Here is a 21,775-nt window from a genome sequence, read left to right on the forward strand (position 1 = left end):
CCGCGCGGGTGACCATGACTCAGGCAACGAGGTAATGCAGTGGTGGCGACCGATCCGCAAGCCGACGTAGCGGCTGCTCAGTCCTCTCCGGGACTGCTGGGCCAGCTCATCCGCTTCGCCCTGATCGGGGGCTTCTGCGCCCTGGTCGACCTGGGCACGTACACCCTGCTGACGCAGGTGGCCGGCATGGCGACTTCACCGTGGGTCGACGTCGCTCGCGCTATCAGTTTCATCGTGGGCACGACCACGGCGTTCTTCCTGAACCGGAAGTTCACGTTCGCGGGCGGGCGCAAGGACGGCAAGGCGCAGATCGGTTCGTTCGTCCTCCTCTACACCGTGACGTTCTTCGTCGCGGTCGGGGTGAACCAGCTGATGCTGCACGTGCTGCCGGAGTCCGCCTGGCAGCACACACTGTGCTGGGCCGTGTCGCAGGCCACCGCCACGGTGATCAACTTCGTGATGCTCAAGTGGGTCGTGTTCCGCGAGCCGTCGACCGAGGAGAACTGAGGAACTCAATGCCCGGTAAAACAGCCACCCCGGCGCCGACCACCGAAGCCGGCGCGGCCGCCGAGACGCGGTTCACCGAGCACACTCCGCAGGGTCGCCTGACGGCGCAGCGCGGTCTCTACGCCGGTCCGGCGCCGATCGTCAGCAAGGACCTCTACGCCGAGCTCGAGTGGGGTTCGGCCGTGCGCGAGCGTGCGGTCATCAGCCTCGAGCCGGCGTCCAAGGTGTCGGGCAACACGTACTTCGGGCGGTTCCCGGCCAGCTACTGGCAGCGCTGGACCACGGTGACCGAGGTCTCGGTCGAGGCCGTCGTCACCGGCACCGGCCTGCTGTCCATGGGCGCCTCCGACGTCGAAGGCGAACCCCGCGTCGTGGCCGCCGAGCAGGTCGCCGACGCCAAGCAGACCAAGGTCACGCTCACCTCGAAGCTGGACAAGTTCTACGACGGCGGCGCGCTCTGGCTGGACCTGGAGACCGAAGGCGGCCAGAACCTGCGCGTCGAGCAGGTCCGCTGGACCGTCGAGGCGCCGGAGAAGATCCGCCCGACCGCGGTGACCATCTGCACGATGAACCGCGCCGACGACTGCCTCAAAAACCTCCAAGCCCTCGCCGCGGACGTGTCCTCGCTGGAGACCCTGGACGCGATCTACGTCGCCGACCAGGGCACCGACCTCGTCGAGTCCCGCGACGGGTTCGAGCAGGTCGCCAAGGACCTCGCCGACAAGCTGCACTACATCAAGCAACCCAACCTCGGCGGCGCCGGCGGCTTCACTCGCGGCCTCTACGAGGTCGCCGGGCACACCGCCACCGAACACGCCAACGTGCTGTTCATGGACGACGACGTGCTGCTCGAGCCGGACCTGGTGATCCGGATGACGGCGTTCTCCAACCGCGCCGCCAACCCGATCATCGTCGGCGGGCAGATGCTGAACCTGTTCCACCCCAACCAGCTGCACGTCGGCGCCGAATACGCCCGCTTGAACACCCTCGAACCGGGTCAGCCGGTCGAGCACTCGCTGTCGACGGCCGACCTGCTCGGCGTCGACGAGGAGACCCTCAAACCCAACCGCCAGGAACGCCGCCTGGACGCCGGGTACAACGGCTGGTGGTCGTGCCTGATCCCGTACGAGGTCGTGCAAGCCACCGGGTATCCGATGCCGTTCTTCTTCCAGTGGGACGACGCGGAGTACTCCTACCGCGCCCGCGCGCACGGCTTCCCGACCGTCACCCTGCCGGGGGCGGGGGTGTGGCACGCGGACTTCCACATGAAGGACTGGGACGAGTGGCACCGGTACTTCAACCTGCGCAACTCGATCATCACCGCGGCGTTGCACTCGCCGTTCAACCTCAACCTGCTCTCGCGGGTGCTGCTCGCGCAGCTGGTGCGGTACCTGCTGGGCATGCAGTACGGGCTGTCGGCGACGCTGATCAAGGCCGTGGAGGACTTCCTGGAGGGCCCGGAGATCCTGCGGGACGGTGGGGTCGAGGCGATGCAGGAGATCCGCCGCATCCGCGACCAGTACCCGGAGACCAAGCGCCACAAGGCGACCGACGTCCCGGGCATCGCGTCCAACGACATCGGCATCATCAACAGCGCGCCGCGGCCCAGCATGCAGCGCCTGGTGCTGATCAAGCGCGTGCTCGACCGGGTCCTCGGCCGCAGCCGCTTCGGCCTCGGCGCGGTGCCGATCGACGAGGCGAACTGGTGGCACATCGCGCTGTTCGACACGGCGGTCGTGACGGACGCGAACCAGGAAGGCGTCCGCGTCCGCTCGTACGACAAGGTCAAGATGTTCGACCTGGCCAAGCGTGGCGCGAAGGTGGTCCAGCGGCTGCGCAAGGAAGGCGCGGCGGTGCAGGAGCAGTACAAGCGCGCCATGCCGGAGCTGACCTCGCGCGAGAACTGGAAGCGCCTGTACAAGCTCTGAGGTTTCTTCGCGAAGGCCGTCTCACTGCGGTGAGGCGGCCTTCGCCGTTCTCAGCCGTGCATGCCGAACACGGTGCTCTTGCGGGTGAGGTCGTCGACGTACGCGGCGGCCACGTGGGCGAAGTTGATCGCGACCGCCGAGTGGTCCTTGGTGGTCACCGTTTCGACGGCGCCGGCCTGCACGAGCTGGGCGAGTTTCCCCGCCAGCTTGCCGGATTCTTCGGTCGTGAGTGCGAACAGCAGCGGCTCCCCGCCGGTGGCGAGGTGCAGCACGAGTGCGGGTTTCGGGTCGGCCATGCGTCCATCGGACCAGCGGCGATCTCACCCGGGCAAGCGGGTTCGCCGAGAGCGGATGGACTACCGTTTCGGCAAGTCCGGATGAACCCGCGGGGGGATGGAAGCGATGCCGCACTCGTTCTCGCTGTCACTGGCAGCGGTGGACATCCTGCTGGAGCAGCTCGGGTTCGGCCGCGCGCCGACGCCGTTCGAGGTCCCGCACGTCGGCACGACCGTCGAGCAGCGCGCGATGATCCGCGACGCCGTCGTCCGCGACCTGAACGGCCGCGGGCTGTGGAGCCGCGGCCGCCTCGACGCCGACGCGGAGCTGGCGCTGGCGACGTTCGTCCGCGGCAGCGTGGCGATCAACGCGGCCGCCGAGCTGGGTGACCGCCACCTGTTCGCCCGCGTCGCGTCCGACGGCCAGTTCGCGGTGCTCGCCAAGCAGGACGAGAACCTGATCGTCTTCGAGGAGGTCCGCCCGACGGGCATCGTCCCGGCGATCGTCGACCTGCTGCCCCTGACCCCGGCGGCCCCCGGCCAGTCGGTCACGATCTCCCGCCCGGCGCAGCAGCCCCGCCACCAGCGCCGCGACGACGCGTACGACCCGTTCGCCGGCGTCAGCGGCCTCCGCTCGTCGGGCGGCGGCAGCGGCGGCCCCCAGCTCCGCATGATCGAGCGGGTGTTCCAGGAGCCGAAGAAGCGCGTGGGCCAGTTCACGGCCCAGACCCGCGGCGGGACGTTCCCCCCGCTGGCCTGGTTCGACACGGAGTCGGGCCGCTGGCTGATGTCCTCCCGAGCGGCCGCGGACGGCCAGCGCTGGATCACGTACGCCCCAGCCGACAACGCGCGGCTGGCCCAGCAGCTGTACGCCCAGCTCGAGGGCCAGTTCTGACGATCGGGAACCAGTGGTGGGCTTCCGACGTCCAAAAGTGAAGATCGGTGAACAGCCGTTGCGTGGAGTGCCCGGCTAGTAGACTTCCGGGTGCACACGCACGGGCGAAGCGATACGGGGTGGACAGCGATGCTGATAGCTGACGGCGGGGGCGGCGGCTCGTTCGCGGACGTCATGAACCTCGGCGCCATCCAGGGCGTCACGGCGGAAACCCAGAAGCTGGTCGACGCGGCCAAGGGTGGCGGCTTCAAGATCACCCCGGAGGGCGTGAAGCCGATCCGGGACGCGCTGACCGAGCTGGTCAACGACCTCGCGAACCTGAGCTTCGACACGATGGCGCTGGACCAGGCCCCGAAGCTCGGCAACCACCCGTACGGGCACACGATCGCGTCGCACGACCAGAAGAGCGCCTCGCAGGCCGAAGGCTCGGCTACCGAGGTCCTGGCCAAGCTCAGGCAGGTCGCCCAGCAGGCCGATGAGGCCCTTGCCAGGGCCGCGGGCTTGTACAAGGGAACCGAGAACGACGCTTTTGCCGCGCTCCAGACCAAGCAGGCCTGAGGTAATGACCAAACTTCTCCTCCGAGTCGTCCTTCCGCTCGTCGCCGGCGGGGCCCTGCTGGCCGGGTGCACCAGTACCCAGGGCGGCACGGCGTCACCGGCGCAGACACCCTCGGCCAGCGAATCCGGCGCGCCGGAGACCTCGTCGTCGTCGCCGGCCGGCGGCGGAACGGAGTCGATCACCGATGCCTGCTCGCTCATCCAGCCGAGCGACCTCAGCAGCTACGGCGAGTTCAACCCGCCGCAGAGCCAGACGATCAGTGGCGCGCGCAGCTGCAAGTACCAGAAGAAGATCGCCTCGGCGAGCGACAAGTCCATGGTGATCGGCGCCAACATCCGCGACACCGCGTCGGTCGCGCAGGTGAACGACACCGGCGGCGGACTCGTCGACAAGGACATCAACGGGCGGCAGGCGAAGGAGGCGCCCGGCGGCGGCTCGGTCGACGGGTGCACGCTCGCCCTCCCGGTGGGCGATTCGTCACGGGTCGACGTAGCGGTGATCGGCGTCGGCTCCGCGGACGAGGCTTGCCAGATCGCCGAAGCGGTCGCGAAGGCCGCTGTCGAACCGCGGTTGCCGAAGGGATAGGGGAACCCAGAGATGACGACGCGACAGGGACCGCCGCCGAAGACCGCGGACAAGACGCCCCAGGAAGTTCAGGACATGGCGCCCGCCGAGCGGGACGCCTACCTGCAGCAGAAGGCCGAAGAGGGCGTCGACCCCGGCAGCTGGCTCTTCGGGCCGGTGCAGCAGTGGATCGCCCAAGCCAAGGCGAAGAACCAGTCCCAGGAGATGGGCGACAAGAACGTCGCGGACGCCACCAAGGGCCGCGACGTCGAGTACGTCCAGGGCCTGAACGCGCCGAACGCGGACTACAAGGGCACCGACCACACACAGCTCCAGGCGTTCCTCGAGAGCAACCTCGATGTCGAGCAGGTGTCCGAGGTCTCGACGGCCTACCACAAGGTCCACCAGGTCTTCGACAAGTTCGCCACCTCGATGAACACCGCGGTCAACGCCTCGAAGGGCACCTGGGAAGGCAGCGCGGCGACCAACGCCCAGCAGTACTTCACCAGCCTCGGCAAGTGGTCCGACGCGAACTCCCAAAACGCGAAGCTCGCTTCGGAGACCATCTACGACCAGGGCCAAGCCGCCTCGACGGCCAAGAACTCCATGCCCGCCCCGATCCCGTTCAGCTGGGGCGACGAGTTCAAGTCCTGGGCGACGTCGAACCCGTTCAGCCTGCCCGACAACGTCGACAAGTCCCTGCAGAAGCAGAAGGACAGCCAGGCCGCGCACGACCAGGCCGCCGGCGTCATGGCGACCTACGACAAGAACCTCTACGAGGCCGCGTCGAAGCAGCCGGCCTTCGCGCCGCCGCCCAGCTTCAGCACCGGGGGCGGCTCGGGTGACCCCAACGGCACCGGGGACAAGAACGGCATCGACAACCCCGGCCGCGTCGACATGCCCGGCTCCAACTCCGTGAACACGCCGAGCAGCACCGGCAGCAACTTCACCACCGGCAACATCCCCGGCACCACCGGGACGCCGCAGTTCTCCGGCCCCGGCTCGACGACCGGTGCGGGGCTGCTGCCGGCCGGCACGACCACGCCGTCCAGCTTCACGCCGGGGGCGATTCCCGGTGGGTCGACGTCGAACCCGAACCAGTCGCTCGGGGGCATGCCGCCGATGAGCCCGATGCCGATGGGCGGGATGAACTTCGGCGGCGACGAGGCCTACAACTCCAAGGTCGGCGGGGGTGCCGGCCGTGGCGGGGGCTTCGGGCCCGGTGGCTCGGGTGCGGGCAACGCGACCGGCGCGGGTGCCGCGTCGGGGGCGGCCCGGCCGGGTGGCATCGGGGCCGCCGAAGCCGCCGCCGGGCGGGGCATGGGCGGTCTCGGCTCGGGCAGCGCCGCCGGGCGCGGTGGCATGGGCGGGGGCGGCCTGGGCCGCGGCCAGAAGGGCGAGGGCGACGAGGACACGGAGCACTCGCGTCCGACCTACCTCGTCGAGGGCGATCCCGACGAGGTCTTCGGGACGGACATGCGCACCGCACCGCCCGTCATCGGCGAATAACGGACATAACGGAACGGCCCCGGGGAACCGGGGCCGTTTCTTGTTTGCGCTGGTCGTGGAACCAGTAGCCTTCGCCTCGCGTCGGACACCGCGGAGGGCGAGCGATGACACCTGAGGAATGGCTGGCGGGCTTCGAAGCGAAGATCGCGGACGTCCAGGCGAAGGCCGAGGAGTTCCGCGTCGGGCTGGAGGCCGCCGGGACGACCGTCGCCTCGCCTGACGGGACCATCCGCGTCGGCGTCGCCCCGAACGGCTCGCTCACCGACCTGCAGCTCACCGACGCCGCGCTCGCCGGGAAGTCCGGTGCCAAGCTCGCAGAAGAGATCCTCAAGCTCGCGCGCAAGGCCCAGCGCGGCGCCGCCGTCAACGTCGCGGCCGCGTTCGCGCCGCTGGGCGGCGACTCCGAGGCGATGCACATGGTCACCGGCTACGTGCCGCCGGAGGAGCCCGAAGAGCCGCCCGCGGCCGAGCCGGTCCGGGAACGCCGGCTCTGGCAGCACGACGAGCCGGAAACCCCGGCACCGCCGCCGCCACCGCCGGTCCGCCGCCCGTCGCGGCCGCCGCGTGACGACGATGACGACTTCGGGGACAACACGTTCATGCGCCGGGACTGAGGGGGACCATGACCACCGCGACTTCGGGTGCGGGCATTTTCGACACCTACGCCGGGCTCGTCGACTCGATCAAGTCGGACTCCGAGTCCGAAGGCGAACACGTCCTCGGGGTCGCCGTCAGCGCGGCCGGTGCGGTCGTCGACACCGTCGGCGCCGCGATCGACCCGCTCGGCGCCATCCTCAACGCCGGCGTCGGCTGGCTGCTCGAGCACGTCAGCTTCCTGCGCGAACCGCTCGACGCGCTGCTCGGCAACCCCGACGAGATCAACGCGAACGTCGACCAGCTCAAGTCCGCCGCGGCCGAGATGCACACCCTCGCCCAGGAGCACCGCGACGACCTCCGCAGCGTCGCCGAGTGGACCGGCCAGGCCGCCGACGCCTACCGCGACAGCCTCACGAAGATGGCCGAGGAGCTGGAGTCGCTCGGCAAGACGCTCGACGGGACCGCCGCGGTCGCGGGCATCTCCGGCATGCTCGTCTGCACGTTGCGCGGCATCGTCTTCGGGCTCATTTCGTCGGTGATCGCCGAGCTGATCCGCGACGCGCTGATCGCGGCGGCCTCGGCGGTGGTGACGTTCGGCGGCTCGATCGCGGCGTTCTGCGGGGTCGCGTCGGCCCGCGCCGCGGCGACCGCGTCGAAGATCGCCGGCAAGATCAGCAAGCTCCTGGAGGGCTTCGCGCGCCAGGGCGGCCGGCTGGCCAAGCTGATGGAGGCGATGGAGAAGCTGACCAAGGGACTGGACCGGTTCTCCACGGTCGGCGGCCTGACGATGGGCGCGTACCAGGCCGCGAAGCCGTACGAGACGGAGGCGTGACATGGCGACTCACCACACGAGTACGCCGCACCACACGAGCACGCCCCACCACACGGACACGTCGCCGACGCACCACGAGACGCCGAACCCGCACCCGACCGAGCCGCGCCCGGCACACGAGTCCCACGCCCCGGCGAGCGGTCACGGCGGCGGGTACGGGGTCCACACGGACTCGCTGGGCACGATGGAGGGCCACCTCGGCCGCACGAAGGACAAGGTCCACGCGGTCAGCCAGACGGTGGCAGGGGCGAACTTCGGCGCGAAGTCGATGGGCGTGGTCGGCGCGGGCATGACGGGCACGCTCAACGGAACGGTGAGCGCGGCCAAGGAGCACGTCGCCCGGGCGGGCAAGGCGGTCGAGGACGCGGGAGCGCGCACGAAGGCGGTCCGCGAGCACTACCAGACAACGGAAGCGAACAACGCGGCCACGATCGCGGCGGCGGGCAAACCGGTCGACGCACCCCCGACGAAGACAGCGGGCGGCGGCGGCAACCCGCCGCCACCTGGCTCGAACCCGCCACCAACGCATCCGCCGGACGGCGGCGGCGGAATGCACAACAACCAGGGCCACCACGCGAGCGACGACGAGCTGCGAGGCCAGTACACGCGCGAGTCGATGCAAACGCGCCCGACATCGACGGACAACCAGATCCGCGACGCGGCGAGCAGGCTGGGCTACGACCCGGACCAGCACCTGGCGATGACCCTCCAGCCGACAGCCGACCTGACTCCGGCCCAACGCGCGGAGATCGTCGCGGTTCGGAACGAGCTGAAGGCCAACCCGGGCGAGATCATGACGAAGGTGGTCAAGCCCGAGATGGGCGAAGCGACGCTGCAGAACAGGACCAGCTACGTGGAGCTGAGCAGCGGCGACACGAAGAACTTCGATCCGGGGCAGGTCGGCGGGTCCGTCGCGCGCGGGAGCGACACCGCCCAGTACGGAACCCCTGGCGAGTTCCGCGACAGGCTGGCGCTGGACGACAAGGGCGCCGGCTGGACACCGATCGAAGACGGTGCGCCGCACGCCTATCAGCTCAGGTACCCCGGCGACACGAGCTCGATGGAGACCAGCTTCGGCGGCACGGACGCCAAGACCGCGCACGAGATGCAAGTGCTGTCCGGGCAGTCGGCGCCGCGTCCGTGGGACCCGCCGTTCCTCGGCACGGGGTACACCGGCGGTGGGGTGCCGGAGTGGATCCAGACGCGAGCCGACTACCGTGGCCGGGCCGAGATGTACCTCGTCCACGCGGACGGGACGGAATCCTTGGCCGGGGTGTTCCTCCCGGACCGGGGTTGGTTCGACGTACGTGGCCGAGGAGGCTCCAGTGCCGCAACACCGTAGGATTTCCCCCGCCGACTACGCGGTGTTCGAGGGCGAGGTCTACTCCGCCGCCGGGCGGGTGCCGGCCAACGTGCAGCTCTACCGGGACGGAACGCCCTGGCGGCTGGTGCCGATCGCGGAGCTCGACGAGTGGTACACCGTACGCACCTACGGCACTTTCCTCGCGCACGAATTCGAGATCTACCACGAAGAAGACGGCACGTACTTCATCGGAGTGGTCGGCCAGGGCGACGGGTACTGGCTCGCCGATACCTGGGCCAAGCCGGAGGAGCACCCCGAGGTGAGCTTCCAGCAGATGGACCGGTTCACCTACGAGGCCACGGTGCCCAAGCACATGGTCAGCAACATCCACGAGGTCCGCACCGACAACCTCGGGCCGTGGCGGAAAGAGCAGGAAGAGCGTGAAACCCGTGAGTCCTGACGCTCCCGCCGGTCTCCTCGGCAACACGGTCGTCCAGCTCCCGGTCAAACCCGGCCTGGTCGGCCTCTACCTGGGCAACATCATCGTCCCCGGCCGCTTCGAACCCCACCGGATCCAGGGGTTCGCCGGCCGCGCCGAGGACGTCGCCGAAATCGACACCGCCGCCATGGTCCGGAACTACGGCCTCGGCAAGATCCCCGGCTGGGGCCCGCTCGACGAGCTCTACCTGCTCCGCTTCACCGCCGGCCACACGTTCCCCTTCCGCACCTCCTACGGCTCGACCGACCGGGAAATCGCACAGGAGCTGGGAACAGCTCGCGTCTACCCGCCGCCGTACCTCGGGACCGGGTACTTCCCCGGTGTCGACCACCCGCTGCCCGAATACGTGCTCCTGCTCACCGAAATCCCCGCCGGCGCCGAACTCCTCGTGCGCCGCGCGGACAACTCCGAAGAGCGGCTCGGCCAGTACCACAGCCGGAAGGTCGGCTGGATCCCCGACCAGAAGGACGCTTTCGGCGAGGCCACCTTCTTCCCGCCGCCCGTGCCGCTGCCGCCGCTCGTGCGGCGCGGCTACACCGCGCGGTACCGCGGTGGTGACTTCGACGCCGAGTTCGCCGGGCCCGCGCGGGTCGTCCTGCACCCGCTGCCCGGCGCCGCCGCGCCCACGGACTTCGGGGAGACCTACGGGTTCCGGATGAAGGCCGTCGACCAGGTCGAGCTCGACGAGCTCACCTTCGTGCGGACGCTGTGCCGGTGGCGCGGCGGCACCTTCGAGCTCCTCGGCCGGACGCGCGACACCGCCGACCTGCTCCTCGTCGACGAGGACTACCTCATCGCGCGCGACCTCGGACTGTCCGAAGTGGACTACCGCGTCTGGCGGAAGACCGTGCCCGCCAACGAGCTCACCGACGTCCGGACGGAGTCCGTGCCGGTGCCGCTCGAAGGGCAGTTTCAGTAGCGGTAGAACTTCTCCGCGCGGCCCTGGCGCACCAGCTTCAGCCACTGCAGGAACGCCTTCGGGTCGCGCTTCACGCCCACGAAGTACAGCCCGAACCGGACGATCTCCAGCGCGCCGATCTTGCGCATCCCGGGCTGCGACAACAGGTACCCGCGGTTGCGGTAGGTGTAGTACCGCTTGACCTCGTTCTCCGGGTCCTGCGCGTGGAACTTGCCGCCCAGCATGGGCTTGAACTCGTCCGAGCCGTCCGGGTGCAGGTACTTCGTCTTCAGCGACGTGCCGAACGGCAGTCCCGAGCGCACGAGCCGGCGGTGCAGCTCGACCTCGTCGCCGCGGAAGAACAGGCGCAGGTCCGGCACGCCCACGACGTCCAAAGTGGACGCGCGGAAGAGCGCGCCGTTCATCAGGGACGCGATGCCGGGCAGGAAGTCCACACCCAGCTCGGACTGCGACCGCTTCCACGTCAGGCCGCGGCGCAGCGGGAACGCCAGCTTCTCCGGGGCGTCGATGTTGGACACCACCGGCGAAATCTCCGCCAGGTCCCGCTTCTCCGCCTCTTCCAGCAGGATCGCCAGCACGTTCTCGTCGGCCGGGCGGCCGTCGTCGTCGGCCAGCCAGATCCAGTCCGCGCCCAACGACAGCGCGTGCAGCATGCCCAGCGCGAACCCGCCCGCCCCGCCGAGGTTGCGGTGCGACGGCAGGTACGTGTGCGGCAGCGGGTAGTTCTCGACGACTTCGCGGGCGGAGTCGTCAGGCCCGTTGTCGACCACCACCAGGTGGTCGACCGGCCGGGTCTGGGCCGCGATGATCTTCAGCGAGTCCGCGAGCAGCTCGCGCCGGTGCCGCGTGACGACCACGCCGACGACCGCGCCGTCGGGCAGCTGCCGGGTCTCGCTGACCATCATTCGCCGCCGTTCGTCGTCGCCACCGGTTCGATGCCCAGGCGCTGCAGCGTTTCCTTGCTCATGTCCTGGAACGGGTCGCGGCCCTTGTAGCCGGTGAGGACGTCCCGCAGCGAGCCCTGCTGCTTGATGTGGCCTTCGTCCATCCACAGCGCCGAGTCGCAGAGCTCGAACAGGAACTCGTCGGCGTGGCTGGCGAACACCAGGATGCCCGAGCGCTTGACCAGGTCCTTGAGTCGGTCGCGCGCCTTGTTGAGGAACGCCGCGTCGACCGCGCCGATGCCCTCGTCGAGGATCAGGATCTCCGGGTCGATCGAGGTGACGACCCCCAGCGCGAGCCGCACGCGCATACCCGTCGAGTACGTGCGCAGCGGCATCTGCAGGTAGTCGCCGAGCTCGGTGAACTCCGCGATGTCGTCGACCCGCTTCTCCATCTCCTTGGCGGTCATGCCGAGGAAGAGGCCGCGGATGATGATGTTCTCCTCGCCGGAGATCTCCGGGTCCATGCCGATGCCGAGGTCGAAGACCGGCGCGATCTTGCCCTGGATCCGCGCGGATCCGCGGGTGGGCTCGTAGATGCCGGCGAGCAGCCGCAGCAGCGTGGACTTGCCGGCGCCGTTGTGCCCGACGAGCCCGACCCGGTCGCCTTCGCGGAGGTTGAGGGTCACGTCGTGCAGGGCTTCGATGATCGGCACCTTGGTGTCGGTGCCGATCTTGCCGCCGACCTTGCCGAGGACCCGCTTCTTCATCGACCGGGTCTTCGCGTCGAAGATCGGGAAGTCGACGAAGGCGTTCTGGACGTCAATGCTGACCATGTTGTGTCACACCCAGTAGGAGACGCGGGCACGGTAGTTGCGCATCGCGACGAGCGCGAGCGCCCAGCCGACGATGGTGATGGAGCCGACCACGATCCAGTTGCCGGGCGTGAACGACTGCCCGATCAGCGGTGCGCGGACCACCTGCATGAAGTGGTAGAGCGGGTTCAGCTGGATGATCGGGAGCACCCACGAGATACCCGCGCGGGTCCCGCCGGACAGCAGCTGGTCGACCGGCCAGACGATCGGCGTGCCGTAGAACAGCAGCTGGATCAGCGAGTTGATGACCTGCGGGATGTCGCGGAAGCGGGTCGAGATGATGCCCAGCAGCAGCGTCACCCAGCCGGCGTTGAGCGCCAGCAGGAAGAAGCCGGGGATGGCCAGCAGGATGTTCCAGCTGAGGCCGGGGTGGCAGAACAGGTCCTTCGCGCAGATGCCGTGCGGGTCGCCCAGCGAGTACGGGTTGTCCAGCGCGGTGAAGAAGATCGCCAGGATCGCCACGTAGACGATCATGTTGTGCGCCAGCAGCAGCGACTGCCGCCACACCGTGCGCAGCATGTACACGCTCAGCGGCGCCGGGAGCTGCTTGATCAGCCCCTCGTTGGAGATGAACGTCTCCATGCCCTCGGCGAGGCACCCGCTGATGAAGCCCCACAGGATGAAGCCCGTGGACAGGTAGGGCAGGAACACCTGGATCGGGGAGTTGAACAGCTGCGAGTACAGCAGCCCGAGCCCGAGCGCGATGACGGCCTGGCTGATCGTGATCCAGAAGGGCCCGATCACCGAGCGGCGGTAGCGCTGCTTGATGTCCTGCCAGCCGAGGTGACCCCACAGCTCGCGGGCGGAGAAACCGGCCTTGATGTCGGCGAAGGCGCGCGCGAACGTCTTGCTGTCCGACGTCGGCGGCGCCGACGCGGCAACGGGGGAGTTCGCGGCCTGAACCGTGCTGGTGGCATGCACGTGGACGAGGGTACCGATGGGACGAGCGGCGTCCGGGCCACCCCGCCCGTGTGGTAGACGTCAGGCACCGCTACGCGGCGGGGTGTGTCCTGCGTGCTGGTACTTTCTCGGCTTATGACTGCTGCTCTCGGCGCGGCGAGCTTGATGGTCAACCTGCTCGCGGCGTACGCCGACCGGCCCGACCCCCGTTCGGTCGCCGTCGTCGGAAACCAGCCGCTCCCGCCCGACCCCCAGCGGGCGAAGGCGATCGACGCGTGCGACCTGGTGATCCGGGTCAACGGCTTCGTCGTGGACAAACCGGGCGAGGAGATCGTCGGCTCGCGGACGCACGTCGTGGTGTTCAACCGGGCGATCCGGGCGACCCCGTACGTGTTCCAGGACTACCGCAAGCGCCTCTACCTGCTGGTCGAGCCCGGCCGGATGCACTGGGAACCGGAGGACGTGCCCGGCTGGTGGCCCGCCGACCTCGGCGCGGTCCCGGTGTCGAACCGCGAGGTCGTGCTGCCGCTGTCGGACGCGCTGGGCCTGCCGACCCGCGACGAGCCGACGTGGTCGACCACCGGCACGCTGGCCGCCTGGATCGCGCGCACGTCGTTCCCGACGGCGCAGCTCGTGCTCACCGGGTTCTCGTTCATCGACAACCCGGACCAGACCTCGTGGGAGCACGCCGCCGGCGACTCCTGCATCGTCGGGCCGGAGCACCAGATCGCCGCCGAGGGGCGGTTGCTGGACTCCTGGACCAAGACCGGCGACACCACCCTCCTGCGCTAAGACGCGCGTCCCCACCCACGTAAGGACCCCCCATGGCAGTGCAGAAACTCGGCAGAGGCCTCGTCGACCGGATCGCCCGGCTCATCGACTTCCGGGTCGACGACCGCACGCGCGGCCTGGCCGAGCGCGTCAACAACCTCGAGCACGCCACCGCCGACCACCGGCGCCGGCTGGACAACGCCGAGCACAGCCTCGAGCAGGCCCGCGGCGACCTGCGCTGGACGCGGGCCGAGCTCGACCGCCTGATCCCGCACGTGGCGGCCCAGGAAGGCCGGCTGGAGACGCTGCGCGAGTCGATGTCGCTGGTGCCGAAGGCCGATTCGGCGGAGATCGCCGAGGCCCGCACGCTGATCGAGGAGATCCAGCGCCAGCACGCGCAGATCCGCGTCCGGCTGGCGGGCATCTCCCGCTACGAGGACCGGCTGCGCCGCCTCGAGGACCGGGTCGAAGAGCCCGTCAGCCAGTAGCCTTGCGCGCCCGGGAAGCCACCGAAGCGGACGCCGAGCTGCTGCTGGGCTGGCGCAACGACCCGCGGACCCGGCAGTCGTCGCGGTCGACGGCGGTGGTCGCCCTGGCCGAGCACCTCGCGTGGCTGCGCGGGGTGCTCGCGGACCCGGACCGGCTGCTGCTCGTCGTCGAACACGAGGACGAGCCGGCCGGCACGGTCCGGTTCGACCGCCGCGACGGCGACGGCTGGGAGGTCAGCATCACCCTCGCCCCGGAGTGCCGCGGCCGTGGCTTGTCCGGCGCGGTGCTCGCCGAGGGTGAGCGTACGGCCCGGGAGCGCCTCGGCGTCCGGGTCGTGCTGGCCGCCGTGCACCTGGACAACACCGCTTCGGCGAAGCTCTTCGAGCGCGCCGGGTACGTCGAAGCCGCGCCTGCCGTGAGCGGCTTCCGGCAGCTGCGCAAGACTCTGAGCTGACCCGCAGTCCACCCCGGGGAGGCACCATGCACGACATCCGGTTCGGCGCGCACCAGATCGGTCCGGGCCACCCGCCGTTCGTCATCGCCGAGATGTCCGGCAACCACAACGGCGACCTCGACCGCGCGCGGTCGATCATCGACGCCATCGCGGAGACCGGCGCTCAGGCGGTCAAGCTGCAGACCTACCGCCCCGACACGATCACCATCGACGTGGACACCCCGGCGTTCCGGATCGGCGCTTCGCACGAGCTGTGGGGCGGTGAAAACCTGTACAAACTGTACGAAAAGGCCCACACGCCTTGGGAGTGGCACGCGCCGCTCTTCGAACGCGCTCGCGCTCGGGGTCTGGAGATCTTCTCCAGCCCCTTCGACCCGACGGCGGTCGAGCTGCTGGAGTCCCTCGACGCGCCGGCCTACAAGATCGCGTCGTCGGAGATCGTCGACCTGCCGCTGGTCGAGCTGTGTGCGCGCACCGGGAAGCCGCTGGTCATCTCCACCGGCATGGCGAACGTCGCCGAAATCGACGCCGCGGTCCGCACCGCCCGGGAAGCGGGCAACGAGCAGCTGATCGTGCTCGGCTGCACCGCGAGCTACCCGGCGTCGCCGTCGGAGAGCAATCTGCGGGGACTGCCGCTGCTCGCGGGTCTGACGCAGACGCTGGTGGGCCTGTCCGACCACACGCCGGGCATCGGGGCGCCGGTCGCGGCCGTCGCGCTGGGCGCGGTGGCGATCGAGAAGCACGTCACGCTCGCTCGCGCTGATGGCGGCGTCGACTCGGAGTTCTCGCTGGAGCCGGCCGAGCTGGCCGCCCTGGTCACCGAGACGCACCGGGCGTGGGAGGCCCTCGGGCAGCCCGTGCTGGGCCCGCGCGAGAGCGAGAAGGAGGGCCTCCGGCTGCGCCGGTCCCTCTACGTCGTCGAGGACGTCCGCGCCGGTGACGAGGTCACCGCCGCCAACGTCCGGTCGATCCGGCCCGCCGGCGGGCTCGCCCCGGCCGACATCACCAAGGTCGTGGGGCGCACCTTCCGCGTCGACGCCGCGAAGGGCACGCCCCTGACCTGGGACCTGATCTAGAAGAACGCACGCACGGCGTCGACGACGCGGTCGACGTCGGCGTCCGTCAGCGAGGGGAACAGCGGCAGCGACAGCTCCTGCTCGTAGTACGCCTCGGCGTTCGGGCAGAGGCCGCGCCGGTAGCCGAGGTCCTCGAACACCGGGTGCCAGTAGGCCGGGATGTAGTTGACCTGGACGCCGATGCCGGCGCCGCGCAGGTGCTCGAACAGCGCCTTGCGGCGGCCTTCGAGGACCCGCAGCGGGTAGAGGTGCCACACGGGATCGGCGCCCGGGCGGCTCGGCGGCGTCGCCACGCCGTCGACGTCGGCCAGCGCCGCGTTGTAGCGGGCGTGGATCTCGGCGCGGCGCTTCTTGAACTCGGCGAGCCGGGTGAGCTGGCTGCTGCCGAGTGCGCAGAGGACGTCCGGCAGGCGGTAGTTCAGGCCGAACTCGTGCACTTCCTGGTGCCAGCCGCCTTCGTCCGGGTAGCGCTGCTCGGCGCGGTCGCGGACCAGGCCGTGGTTGCGGAACTTCCGGGCCCGGTCCAGGAGGTTCTCGTCCAGCGTGACGACGGCGCCGCCTTCGGCCGTCGTGAGGTTCTTCGTCGGGAAGAACGAGAACGTCGTCAGGTCGGCGATCGAGCCCACCGGGCGGCCCTGCCAGGAGCCCCCGACGGAGTGCGCGGCGTCCTCCAGGAGCAGCGCTCCCGCTTTGTGGGCGACTTCGCCGAGGGCGTCCAGCTCGGCCGGGTGGCCGGCGTAGTCGACGGCGGCGACGACCTTCGTGCGCTCGGTGATCGCCGCTTTCGCTGCCTCGACGTCCAGGTTGCCGGTGTCGGGTTCTACGTCCGCGAAGACCACCTTGGCGCCGTGCAGAGCGGCGGTCGCGGCGGTCGCGACGAACGTCATCGGCGACGCGACGACCTCGTCACCGGCCTTGATGCCAGCCGCCGCGTAGGCGACGTGCAGCGCCGCGGTGCCCGAGGTGACGGCGACGGCCGGTGTCCCGCCGGTGTGCGCCGCGAGGTCGTTCTCGAACTGCTGGACCGCGGGACCGGTGGTCAGCCAGTCACCGCGCAGGACGTCGACGACGGCCTGGATGTCCTCTTCGCTGATCGACTGGCGGCCGTAGGGGAGGAAGTCAGGCATGCTGCTCGACCAGTTCGCGCAGCTCCTCGCCGTTCAGCCAGAGGTCGTTGGTGTCCGAGCGGTACGCGAAGCCCTCCGGCATCGGCGTGCCGTCCGCCGGCGGCTGGAAGCCCCAGCCCGCGAGGTGCGGCTGGACGACGTAGCGGTCCTTGAGCTGGACCGTCCGGCGCGCGTCGTCCGGGGCGATCATCTCCTCGTGCAGCTTCTCGCCCGGGCGGATGCCGACCTCGTGCATATCGCTGCCCGGCGCGATCGCCTGGGCCAGGTCGACCAGCCGCATGCTCGGGATCCGCGGCACGTACAGCTCGCCGCCGTGCATCTGGTCGAACGAGTCGACGACGAACCGCACGGCCTGGGGGAGCGTGATCCAGAACCGGGTCATGTCCTTGTGCGTGATCGGCAGCGACTCGCCCTGCTCGGCCAGCTTGCGGAAGAACGGGATGACGCTGCCGCGCGAGCCCATCACGTTGCCGTAGCGGACCACGGAGAAGCGCGTCACGTGCGCGGCCGCGTAGTGGTTGCCGCTGATGAACATCCGGTCGGCGCACAGCTTGGTGGCGCCGTAGAGGTTGATCGGGCTGGACGCCTTGTCCGTCGACAGCGCGACGACCTTCTTGACGCCGGTGTCGATCGCGGCCTCGATCACGTTCTGCGAGCCCACGACGTTGGTCTGGACGAATTCGAACGGGTTGTACTCGCCGGTGTCGACCTGCTTGAGCGCGGCGGCGTGCACGACGTAGTCGACGCCGTGCATGGCGCGCTCGAGCCGGCGCCGGTCGCGGATGTCGCCGATGAACCAGCGCAGGCGCGGGTCGTCGTTGAACAGCTGCCGGGCTTCGTACTGCTTCAGCTCGTCGCGGGAGAGCACGACCAGCCGGCTCGGGTTCAGCTCGGCGAGCGCGTGCGCGATGAACGCCTTGCCGAAGGAACCGGTCCCGCCGGTGAGCAGGATGCTGGAGCCATCCAGCTCGGACATCGTTGACCTCCGCGTTTCGGTGACTGTGGCCGTCGGCCATCATGTCACCCATGCGTGGAGCGCCCGTGGTCAACGCCGTCATCCAAGCTAGGTCGTCGTCGACCCGGCTGCCCGGCAAGGTGCTGCGCCCGCTCGGCGGCCGCAGCGTGCTGGGCTGGGTGGTCCGGGCCGCGGCGGCCGCGCCCGGCGTCGACCAGGTGGTGGTCGCGACCTCTTCGGACGCTTCGGACGACGACGTCGCTGCCGAAGCCGCCCGCTGCGGCGCTGCGGTGGTCCGGGGGCCTTTGGACGACGTCCTCGAGCGGTTCGCGGTCGCGGTGCGCGAGCACCCCGCCGACGCCGTGATCAGGCTCACCGCAGACTGCCCGCTGCTGGACCCTTCGCTGATCGGCCGGCTCGCGACGCTGTGGCGGGCCGAGCCGTCGCTGGACTACGTGAGCACGACGCTCGTCCGGACGCTGCCGCGCGGGTTCGACGCCGAGCTGGTGCGGGCGGCGGTGCTCCTTGAGCAGGTTGCTTCGGCAACGGGGGCGGATCGCGAGCACGTGACTTCGGGGATCTACTCGCAGCCTTCGCGCTACTCGTGCAGCGGCGTCGTGGTGAGCCCGGCCGCCGATGACCTGCGCGTGACGCTGGACACCGCGGAGGACTGGGAGCTGTTGTCCGCTCTCGTGGCTGAGCTGGGCGACGGCGTCGGCGATTGGCGTGCGGTCGTCGGGCTGCTGCGGTCGCGGCCGGACCTGGTGGCGCTGAACGCGCACGTCGAGCAGAAGAAGGTCGGTTCGTGAGGTTGCTGCTGCGCGCGGACGCTTCGGCGTCGATCGGCGCGGGGCACGTCGCGCGGATGGTGGCCTACGCCGAGCGGGCGGTGGCGCGGGGCTGGTTCGTCGCGTTCTCGGGCAGCGTCGACGGCGTCGGGTGGCTCGCTTCGCGCTTCGACGAACTGGGCGTCACGCGCGCGGCTTTCGACGCTTCCGGGTTCGACGTGGTGGTCGTCGACCACTACGGCCTCGGTGACCTGCGCGCCGAGGTCAACGCTTTCGGCGCGCTGCTCGTGTCGATCGAGGACGACGTGTTCGGGCGGCGGCCCGCGGACATCGTGGTGGACTCGGGTTTCGCGCCTTCGCCCCGGCCGGACGACGGCTCGGACGTCTTGCTGCGGGGGATTGCGTACGCGCCGCTTCGGGACGTCGTGCGGTCTACGCGCCGGGCGCCTTCCGGCCCGCCGCCGCACGTCACGGTGGCCCTCGGCGGCGGCGACCAGTGGGCACCGACGGTCGGGTTGCTGCTTCACGCGCTTCGCGACACGGAGCTGTCCTTCACGGCGGACGTGCTGGTGCGCGGCGAACCCGCGCTGCCCGTTTTGCGGCCGGGCCAGTCGGTCCGGGTCGCGGCGCCGAGCCCCGCGCTGCTGCAGCTGTTCGCGACGACGGACGTCGCGGTGAGCGCGGCCGGGGTGACGTTCGTGGAGCTGTGCTGCCTCGGCGTCCCGACGGCCGCGGTGCTGCTGGTGGCCAACCAGGAGCCGGGCTACCGGGCGGCGTTGGAGCTGGGCCTGGCGGCGGGACTCGGCCCCGTGGAGTCCTTGGCGGAGCGGCTGCCCGCGGTGACGGAAGTGCTGCGTTCGCTGTTGTCCGACGCGGCGCTCCGGGAGCGGCTGTCGGCGACGGCGTCGTCCACAGTGGATGGTCGCGGTGTCGACCGGGTATTGGATCGCATCGAGGACCGGATCTGTCCGCGATAGCTCCTACTCTCGGAGTATGACGATCAAGCCGTTCCGCATCGATGTTCCCCAGGCCGACCTCGACGACCTCCGCGCGCGGCTGGCGAAGACGCGCTGGCCCGACCAGCCCGCGGACGCCGGCTGGCGGCTCGGGGCGCCGGTCGACTACGTGCGTGAGCTGGCCGAGTACTGGCGCACGGGCTTCGACTGGCGGGCGCAGGAGGAGCGGATCAACGGCTTCCCGCAGTTCACGACGTCGATCGACGGGACGACCGTGCACTTCCTGCACGTGGTCTCGCCGGAGCCGGACGCGACGCCGGTGCTCTTGACCCACGGCTGGCCGGGCTCGATCGTCGAGTTCCTGGACGTGATCGGGCCCCTGACGGACCCGCGCGCGTACGGCGGCGACCCGTCTTCCGCGTTGACGGTGGTCGTGCCGTCCATCCCGGGCTACGGCTTCTCGGGCCCGACCCCGACCCCGGACTGGGGCCCGGACCGGATCGCGCGGGCCTTCGCCAGTTTGATGACGCTGCTGGGCTACGAGCGTTTCGGCGCCCACGGCGGCGACTGGGGCGCGATCATCTCGCGCGAGCTGGCGATCCAGTTCCCCTCGCGGCTGCTGGGGATCCACGTGACGATGCTGGCGTCGGCGGTGGCGCGTTCGTCGGCGGATTTGGAAGGTTTGACAGGCGCCGAACTGGCCGCCGGCCGCCGGTCGCTGGAGAAGGGGCAGGCGTTCTCGGCGTCGGGCACGGGCTACGCGATGATCCAGGCGACCAAGCCGCAAACGCTTGCGTACGGGTTGCACGATTCGCCGGCGGGCCAGCTGGCGTGGATCGCGGAGAAGTTCCGCTCGTTCTCGAACACGTCGGTGGACCTGATCGACCGCGACGACCTGCTGGCGGACGTGTCGATCTACTGGTTCACGGAGACGGCGAACTCATCGGCCCGCCTATACGCGGCGCTGACGGGCGGCTGGGGAGCGCCGCCCGCGTCGAACACGGTCCCGACGGGAGTGGCGGTTTTCCCGGACGACATCGGTTTGCCGATCCGGACGTTGGCGGAGCGGACGGACAAGATCGTGCGCTGGACGGAGTTCCCGAGGGGTGGCCACTTTGCGGCGTTGGAGGAGCCGGACGCCTTGATCGGCGACATCCGGGAGTTCTTCAGCTCGCTGAGCTGAGGGCCATCAGCCGGGAAGGCGGCCCCCGCCCTTCCCTGGGGGCCCGGCAAAGTCGGATCGGTGTGGCCGGTGCGGCGGTCGGCGACGTCTTGAACGGGTCGTTTACCTCGGCGGATGCGATGAACGAGTTGTTGATGACCGCCGAAGCCCAGCGTTCCGCGGGCGGTGGTGCTGGGCGGAGCATCGCCCCGGCCGACTTTGCTGGAGCCCTGGTGTCAGGTGACTGGAATGGGTCATGGCGTGTGGGGCGGGGCTTGGGGACGTGCATTCGGGTCGCGTGAGGTGGGGCGGGGGCCAGCTGTCCTGGCAAAGCCCTTCCGGCACCCCGAAGCTGTCATGGTGACTACGGTCGGCAACACCGCGTCAAGGCGGGAAAGATGCCTTGACCCGGCGCTGCCGGCCGTGTTCTGGCTTCGGATCGGGGTGCGGGGGAGTCTGGGTTCTCGTCGGTGCCCGTTCTCGGGGGCCTCTCGCCTTTGGCGTCGGCCTTCGTGGCGAGGCGAGGCGGTGGGCAGTCGTTCAGGCGGCCGTCGGCGGATGGCATGAATGAGTCGTTCACCTCGCCGGATGCGATGAACGAGTCGTTGATGACCGCCGAAGCTCGGCATCCCGCCGAAGCGCCTCTTCGGCCCTGCGTTCCGCGGGCGGTGGTGCCGGGCGGAGCATCGCCCCACCCGACTTTGCCGGAGCCCCGCCGCTCCCAGGGGGGCGTGCCCTTGTCCAGTCTATCGACGCTCGGGGACAAAACCGCCGCGAAGCGAGTTATCCACAGAGGTTGTCCACATCCCCTCTGGTTTGTGGACAACCTCGTCCGCCGCCGTCCAGAAATCACCCGTATGCGCCGCTGAGCAAGGGGCTGGCCGGCCACGAGCCTGGGCCCAACCGACTCCGGCCACCCGGCTCGCCAAGGCAGACCAAGCCCAAAGTCGTGAA

24 protein-coding genes are annotated in these 21,775 nt (G+C 70.0%); 18 read left to right on the forward strand and 6 right to left on the reverse strand.

The features are described 5' to 3' along the window. Nucleotides 1-39 precede the first annotated feature (39 nt). A complete protein-coding gene (locus tag ACERZO_RS28150; protein ID WP_372667763.1) occupies nt 40-507 on the forward strand; it encodes a GtrA family protein in 468 nt (155 codons plus the stop codon). Nucleotides 508-515: 8 nt separating this feature from the next. Continuing rightward, entirely contained in the window at nt 516-2,435 is a 1,920-nt protein-coding gene (locus ACERZO_RS28155) for a glycosyltransferase (RefSeq protein ID WP_372667764.1), read from the forward strand. A 50-nt stretch (nt 2,436-2,485) separates the two neighbouring features. On the opposite strand, the gene ACERZO_RS28160 is transcribed toward ACERZO_RS28155, so the two are convergent. Next, complete coding sequence (locus ACERZO_RS28160) at nt 2,486-2,731, reverse strand: hypothetical protein (protein ID WP_372667765.1); 246 nt, start codon at nt 2,729-2,731, stop codon at nt 2,486-2,488. Between the two features lie 106 nt (nt 2,732-2,837). Here ACERZO_RS28160 and ACERZO_RS28165 point away from each other — a divergent pair, with 106 nt between their 5' ends. The 9 genes from ACERZO_RS28165 to ACERZO_RS28205 all read left to right on the forward strand — a co-directional run bounded on the left by ACERZO_RS28165 (nt 2,838) and on the right by ACERZO_RS28205 (nt 10,387). Continuing rightward, nucleotides 2,838-3,605, forward strand: coding sequence for an ESX secretion-associated protein EspG (locus ACERZO_RS28165; protein ID WP_372667766.1), 768 nt, complete (start codon nt 2,838-2,840; stop codon nt 3,603-3,605). Between the two features lie 129 nt (nt 3,606-3,734). Beyond that, nucleotides 3,735-4,163 carry a hypothetical protein gene (locus ACERZO_RS28170; RefSeq protein WP_372667767.1) on the forward strand — a complete coding sequence of 143 codons (429 nt, stop codon included), beginning with the start codon at nt 3,735-3,737 and terminating at the stop codon, nt 4,161-4,163. 4 nt (nt 4,164-4,167) lie between these two features. Beyond that, on the forward strand, nt 4,168-4,749 hold the full coding sequence (locus ACERZO_RS28175) for a DUF3558 family protein (protein ID WP_372667768.1): 582 nt from the start codon (nt 4,168-4,170) through the stop codon (nt 4,747-4,749). Nucleotides 4,750-4,761: 12 nt separating this feature from the next. Continuing rightward, nucleotides 4,762-6,237: a hypothetical protein gene (locus ACERZO_RS28180; protein ID WP_372667769.1), complete on the forward strand. Its 1,476-nt coding sequence runs from the start codon at nt 4,762-4,764 to the stop codon at nt 6,235-6,237. 104 nt (nt 6,238-6,341) lie between these two features. Continuing rightward, nucleotides 6,342-6,851 carry a YbaB/EbfC family nucleoid-associated protein gene (locus ACERZO_RS28185; protein ID WP_372667770.1) on the forward strand — a complete coding sequence of 170 codons (510 nt, stop codon included), beginning with the start codon at nt 6,342-6,344 and terminating at the stop codon, nt 6,849-6,851. Between the two features lie 8 nt (nt 6,852-6,859). Continuing rightward, nucleotides 6,860-7,666 carry a WXG100 family type VII secretion target gene (locus tag ACERZO_RS28190; protein WP_372667771.1) on the forward strand — a complete coding sequence of 269 codons (807 nt, stop codon included), beginning with the start codon at nt 6,860-6,862 and terminating at the stop codon, nt 7,664-7,666. 1 nt (nt 7,667) lies between these two features. Continuing rightward, nucleotides 7,668-9,008: a hypothetical protein gene (locus tag ACERZO_RS28195; RefSeq protein ID WP_372667772.1), complete on the forward strand. Its 1,341-nt coding sequence runs from the start codon at nt 7,668-7,670 to the stop codon at nt 9,006-9,008. Then, complete coding sequence (locus ACERZO_RS28200; RefSeq protein ID WP_372667773.1) at nt 8,992-9,429, forward strand: hypothetical protein; 438 nt, start codon at nt 8,992-8,994, stop codon at nt 9,427-9,429. Before ACERZO_RS28195 ends, ACERZO_RS28200 begins: the two co-directional genes overlap by 17 nt. Next, complete coding sequence (locus ACERZO_RS28205) at nt 9,419-10,387, forward strand: hypothetical protein (protein WP_372667774.1); 969 nt, start codon at nt 9,419-9,421, stop codon at nt 10,385-10,387. Before ACERZO_RS28200 ends, ACERZO_RS28205 begins: the two co-directional genes overlap by 11 nt. On the opposite strand, the gene glfT1 is transcribed toward ACERZO_RS28205, so the two are convergent. From glfT1 to wzm, 3 genes are read right to left on the reverse strand one after another with little or no spacing between them, the layout of a single operon-like run. Beyond that, the gene (gene glfT1, locus ACERZO_RS28210; protein WP_372667906.1) at nt 10,381-11,289 is read right to left on the reverse strand and encodes a galactofuranosyltransferase GlfT1; all 909 of its coding nucleotides are present in this window, start codon (nt 11,287-11,289) and stop codon (nt 10,381-10,383) included. The two genes, ACERZO_RS28205 and glfT1, sit on opposite strands and share 7 nt — an antisense overlap. After that, nucleotides 11,289-12,104: a galactan export ABC transporter ATP-binding subunit Wzt/RfbE gene (wzt, locus tag ACERZO_RS28215; protein WP_364463389.1), complete on the reverse strand. Its 816-nt coding sequence runs from the start codon at nt 12,102-12,104 to the stop codon at nt 11,289-11,291. Before wzt ends, glfT1 begins: the two co-directional genes overlap by 1 nt. Nucleotides 12,105-12,110: 6 nt before the next feature. Beyond that, complete coding sequence (gene wzm, locus ACERZO_RS28220; RefSeq protein WP_372667775.1) at nt 12,111-13,064, reverse strand: galactan export ABC transporter permease subunit Wzm/RfbD; 954 nt, start codon at nt 13,062-13,064, stop codon at nt 12,111-12,113. 144 nt (nt 13,065-13,208) lie between these two features. Between wzm and ACERZO_RS28225 the strand changes: the two genes are divergently transcribed. Genes ACERZO_RS28225 through pseI form a run of 4 tightly spaced genes read left to right on the forward strand, consistent with a single transcriptional unit; the run spans nt 13,209 to nt 15,833 of the window. Further along, nucleotides 13,209-13,835, forward strand: coding sequence for a hypothetical protein (locus tag ACERZO_RS28225; RefSeq protein WP_372667907.1), 627 nt, complete (start codon nt 13,209-13,211; stop codon nt 13,833-13,835). A gap of 32 nt (nt 13,836-13,867) precedes the next feature. Beyond that, complete coding sequence (locus ACERZO_RS28230; RefSeq protein ID WP_372667776.1) at nt 13,868-14,302, forward strand: hypothetical protein; 435 nt, start codon at nt 13,868-13,870, stop codon at nt 14,300-14,302. Nucleotides 14,303-14,304: 2 nt separating this feature from the next. Beyond that, nucleotides 14,305-14,757: a GNAT family N-acetyltransferase gene (locus tag ACERZO_RS28235; protein WP_372667777.1), complete on the forward strand. Its 453-nt coding sequence runs from the start codon at nt 14,305-14,307 to the stop codon at nt 14,755-14,757. Nucleotides 14,758-14,783: 26 nt separating this feature from the next. Then, nucleotides 14,784-15,833, forward strand: a complete 1,050-nt coding sequence (gene pseI / locus ACERZO_RS28240) for a pseudaminic acid synthase (protein WP_372667778.1) — start codon at nt 14,784-14,786, stop codon at nt 15,831-15,833. On the opposite strand, the gene pseC is transcribed toward pseI, so the two are convergent. Beyond that, nucleotides 15,830-16,960 carry a UDP-4-amino-4,6-dideoxy-N-acetyl-beta-L-altrosamine transaminase gene (pseC, locus tag ACERZO_RS28245; protein WP_372667779.1) on the reverse strand — a complete coding sequence of 377 codons (1,131 nt, stop codon included), beginning with the start codon at nt 16,958-16,960 and terminating at the stop codon, nt 15,830-15,832. The genes pseI and pseC overlap by 4 nt on opposite strands. Next, on the reverse strand, nt 16,953-17,936 hold the full coding sequence (gene pseB / locus ACERZO_RS28250) for a UDP-N-acetylglucosamine 4,6-dehydratase (inverting) (RefSeq protein ID WP_372667780.1): 984 nt from the start codon (nt 17,934-17,936) through the stop codon (nt 16,953-16,955). The genes pseC and pseB overlap by 8 nt, the downstream gene beginning before the upstream one ends. Before the next feature lie 41 nt (nt 17,937-17,977). On the opposite strand from pseB, the gene ACERZO_RS28255 reads away from it, so the two are divergent. The 3 genes from ACERZO_RS28255 to ACERZO_RS28265 are packed head-to-tail and all read left to right on the forward strand — an operon-like array spanning nt 17,978 to nt 20,842. Next, entirely contained in the window at nt 17,978-18,724 is a 747-nt protein-coding gene (locus tag ACERZO_RS28255; protein ID WP_372667781.1) for a cytidylyltransferase domain-containing protein, read from the forward strand. Beyond that, nucleotides 18,721-19,680, forward strand: coding sequence for a PseG/SpsG family protein (locus tag ACERZO_RS28260; protein ID WP_372667782.1), 960 nt, complete (start codon nt 18,721-18,723; stop codon nt 19,678-19,680). The genes ACERZO_RS28255 and ACERZO_RS28260 overlap by 4 nt, the downstream gene beginning before the upstream one ends. Nucleotides 19,681-19,696: 16 nt before the next feature. After that, on the forward strand, nt 19,697-20,842 hold the full coding sequence (locus ACERZO_RS28265; protein ID WP_372667783.1) for an epoxide hydrolase family protein: 1,146 nt from the start codon (nt 19,697-19,699) through the stop codon (nt 20,840-20,842). Nucleotides 20,843-21,775: the final 933 nt, after the last annotated feature.

It is taken from the genome of Amycolatopsis kentuckyensis (assembly GCF_041679295.1).
GTDB classification, from domain to species: Bacteria; Actinomycetota; Actinomycetes; order Mycobacteriales; family Pseudonocardiaceae; genus Amycolatopsis; species Amycolatopsis kentuckyensis_A.

Bases quoted from the DNA above. Each gene is read 5' to 3' on its own strand.
- ACERZO_RS28170 (WP_372667767.1), top strand. From the start codon at position 3,735: ATGCTGATAGCTGACGGCGGGGGCGGCGGCTCGTTCGCGGACGTCATG.
- pseI (WP_372667778.1), top strand. From the start codon at position 14,784: ATGCACGACATCCGGTTCGGCGCGCACCAGATCGGTCCGGGCCACCCG.
- wzt (WP_364463389.1), bottom strand. From the start codon at position 12,104: ATGGTCAGCATTGACGTCCAGAACGCCTTCGTCGACTTCCCGATCTTC.
- ACERZO_RS28165 (WP_372667766.1), top strand. From the start codon at position 2,838: ATGCCGCACTCGTTCTCGCTGTCACTGGCAGCGGTGGACATCCTGCTG.
- ACERZO_RS28190 (WP_372667771.1), top strand. From the start codon at position 6,860: ATGACCACCGCGACTTCGGGTGCGGGCATTTTCGACACCTACGCCGGG.
- ACERZO_RS28265 (WP_372667783.1), top strand. From the start codon at position 19,697: ATGACGATCAAGCCGTTCCGCATCGATGTTCCCCAGGCCGACCTCGAC.
- pseC (WP_372667779.1), bottom strand. From the start codon at position 16,960: ATGCCTGACTTCCTCCCCTACGGCCGCCAGTCGATCAGCGAAGAGGAC.
- ACERZO_RS28255 (WP_372667781.1), top strand. From the start codon at position 17,978: ATGTCACCCATGCGTGGAGCGCCCGTGGTCAACGCCGTCATCCAAGCT.
- ACERZO_RS28175 (WP_372667768.1), top strand. From the start codon at position 4,168: ATGACCAAACTTCTCCTCCGAGTCGTCCTTCCGCTCGTCGCCGGCGGG.
- ACERZO_RS28195 (WP_372667772.1), top strand. From the start codon at position 7,668: ATGGCGACTCACCACACGAGTACGCCGCACCACACGAGCACGCCCCAC.
- ACERZO_RS28185 (WP_372667770.1), top strand. From the start codon at position 6,342: ATGACACCTGAGGAATGGCTGGCGGGCTTCGAAGCGAAGATCGCGGAC.
- pseB (WP_372667780.1), bottom strand. From the start codon at position 17,936: ATGTCCGAGCTGGATGGCTCCAGCATCCTGCTCACCGGCGGGACCGGT.
- ACERZO_RS28155 (WP_372667764.1), top strand. From the start codon at position 516: ATGCCCGGTAAAACAGCCACCCCGGCGCCGACCACCGAAGCCGGCGCG.
- ACERZO_RS28180 (WP_372667769.1), top strand. From the start codon at position 4,762: ATGACGACGCGACAGGGACCGCCGCCGAAGACCGCGGACAAGACGCCC.
- glfT1 (WP_372667906.1), bottom strand. From the start codon at position 11,289: ATGGTCAGCGAGACCCGGCAGCTGCCCGACGGCGCGGTCGTCGGCGTG.
- ACERZO_RS28160 (WP_372667765.1), bottom strand. From the start codon at position 2,731: ATGGCCGACCCGAAACCCGCACTCGTGCTGCACCTCGCCACCGGCGGG.
- ACERZO_RS28225 (WP_372667907.1), top strand. From the start codon at position 13,209: ATGGTCAACCTGCTCGCGGCGTACGCCGACCGGCCCGACCCCCGTTCG.
- ACERZO_RS28230 (WP_372667776.1), top strand. From the start codon at position 13,868: ATGGCAGTGCAGAAACTCGGCAGAGGCCTCGTCGACCGGATCGCCCGG.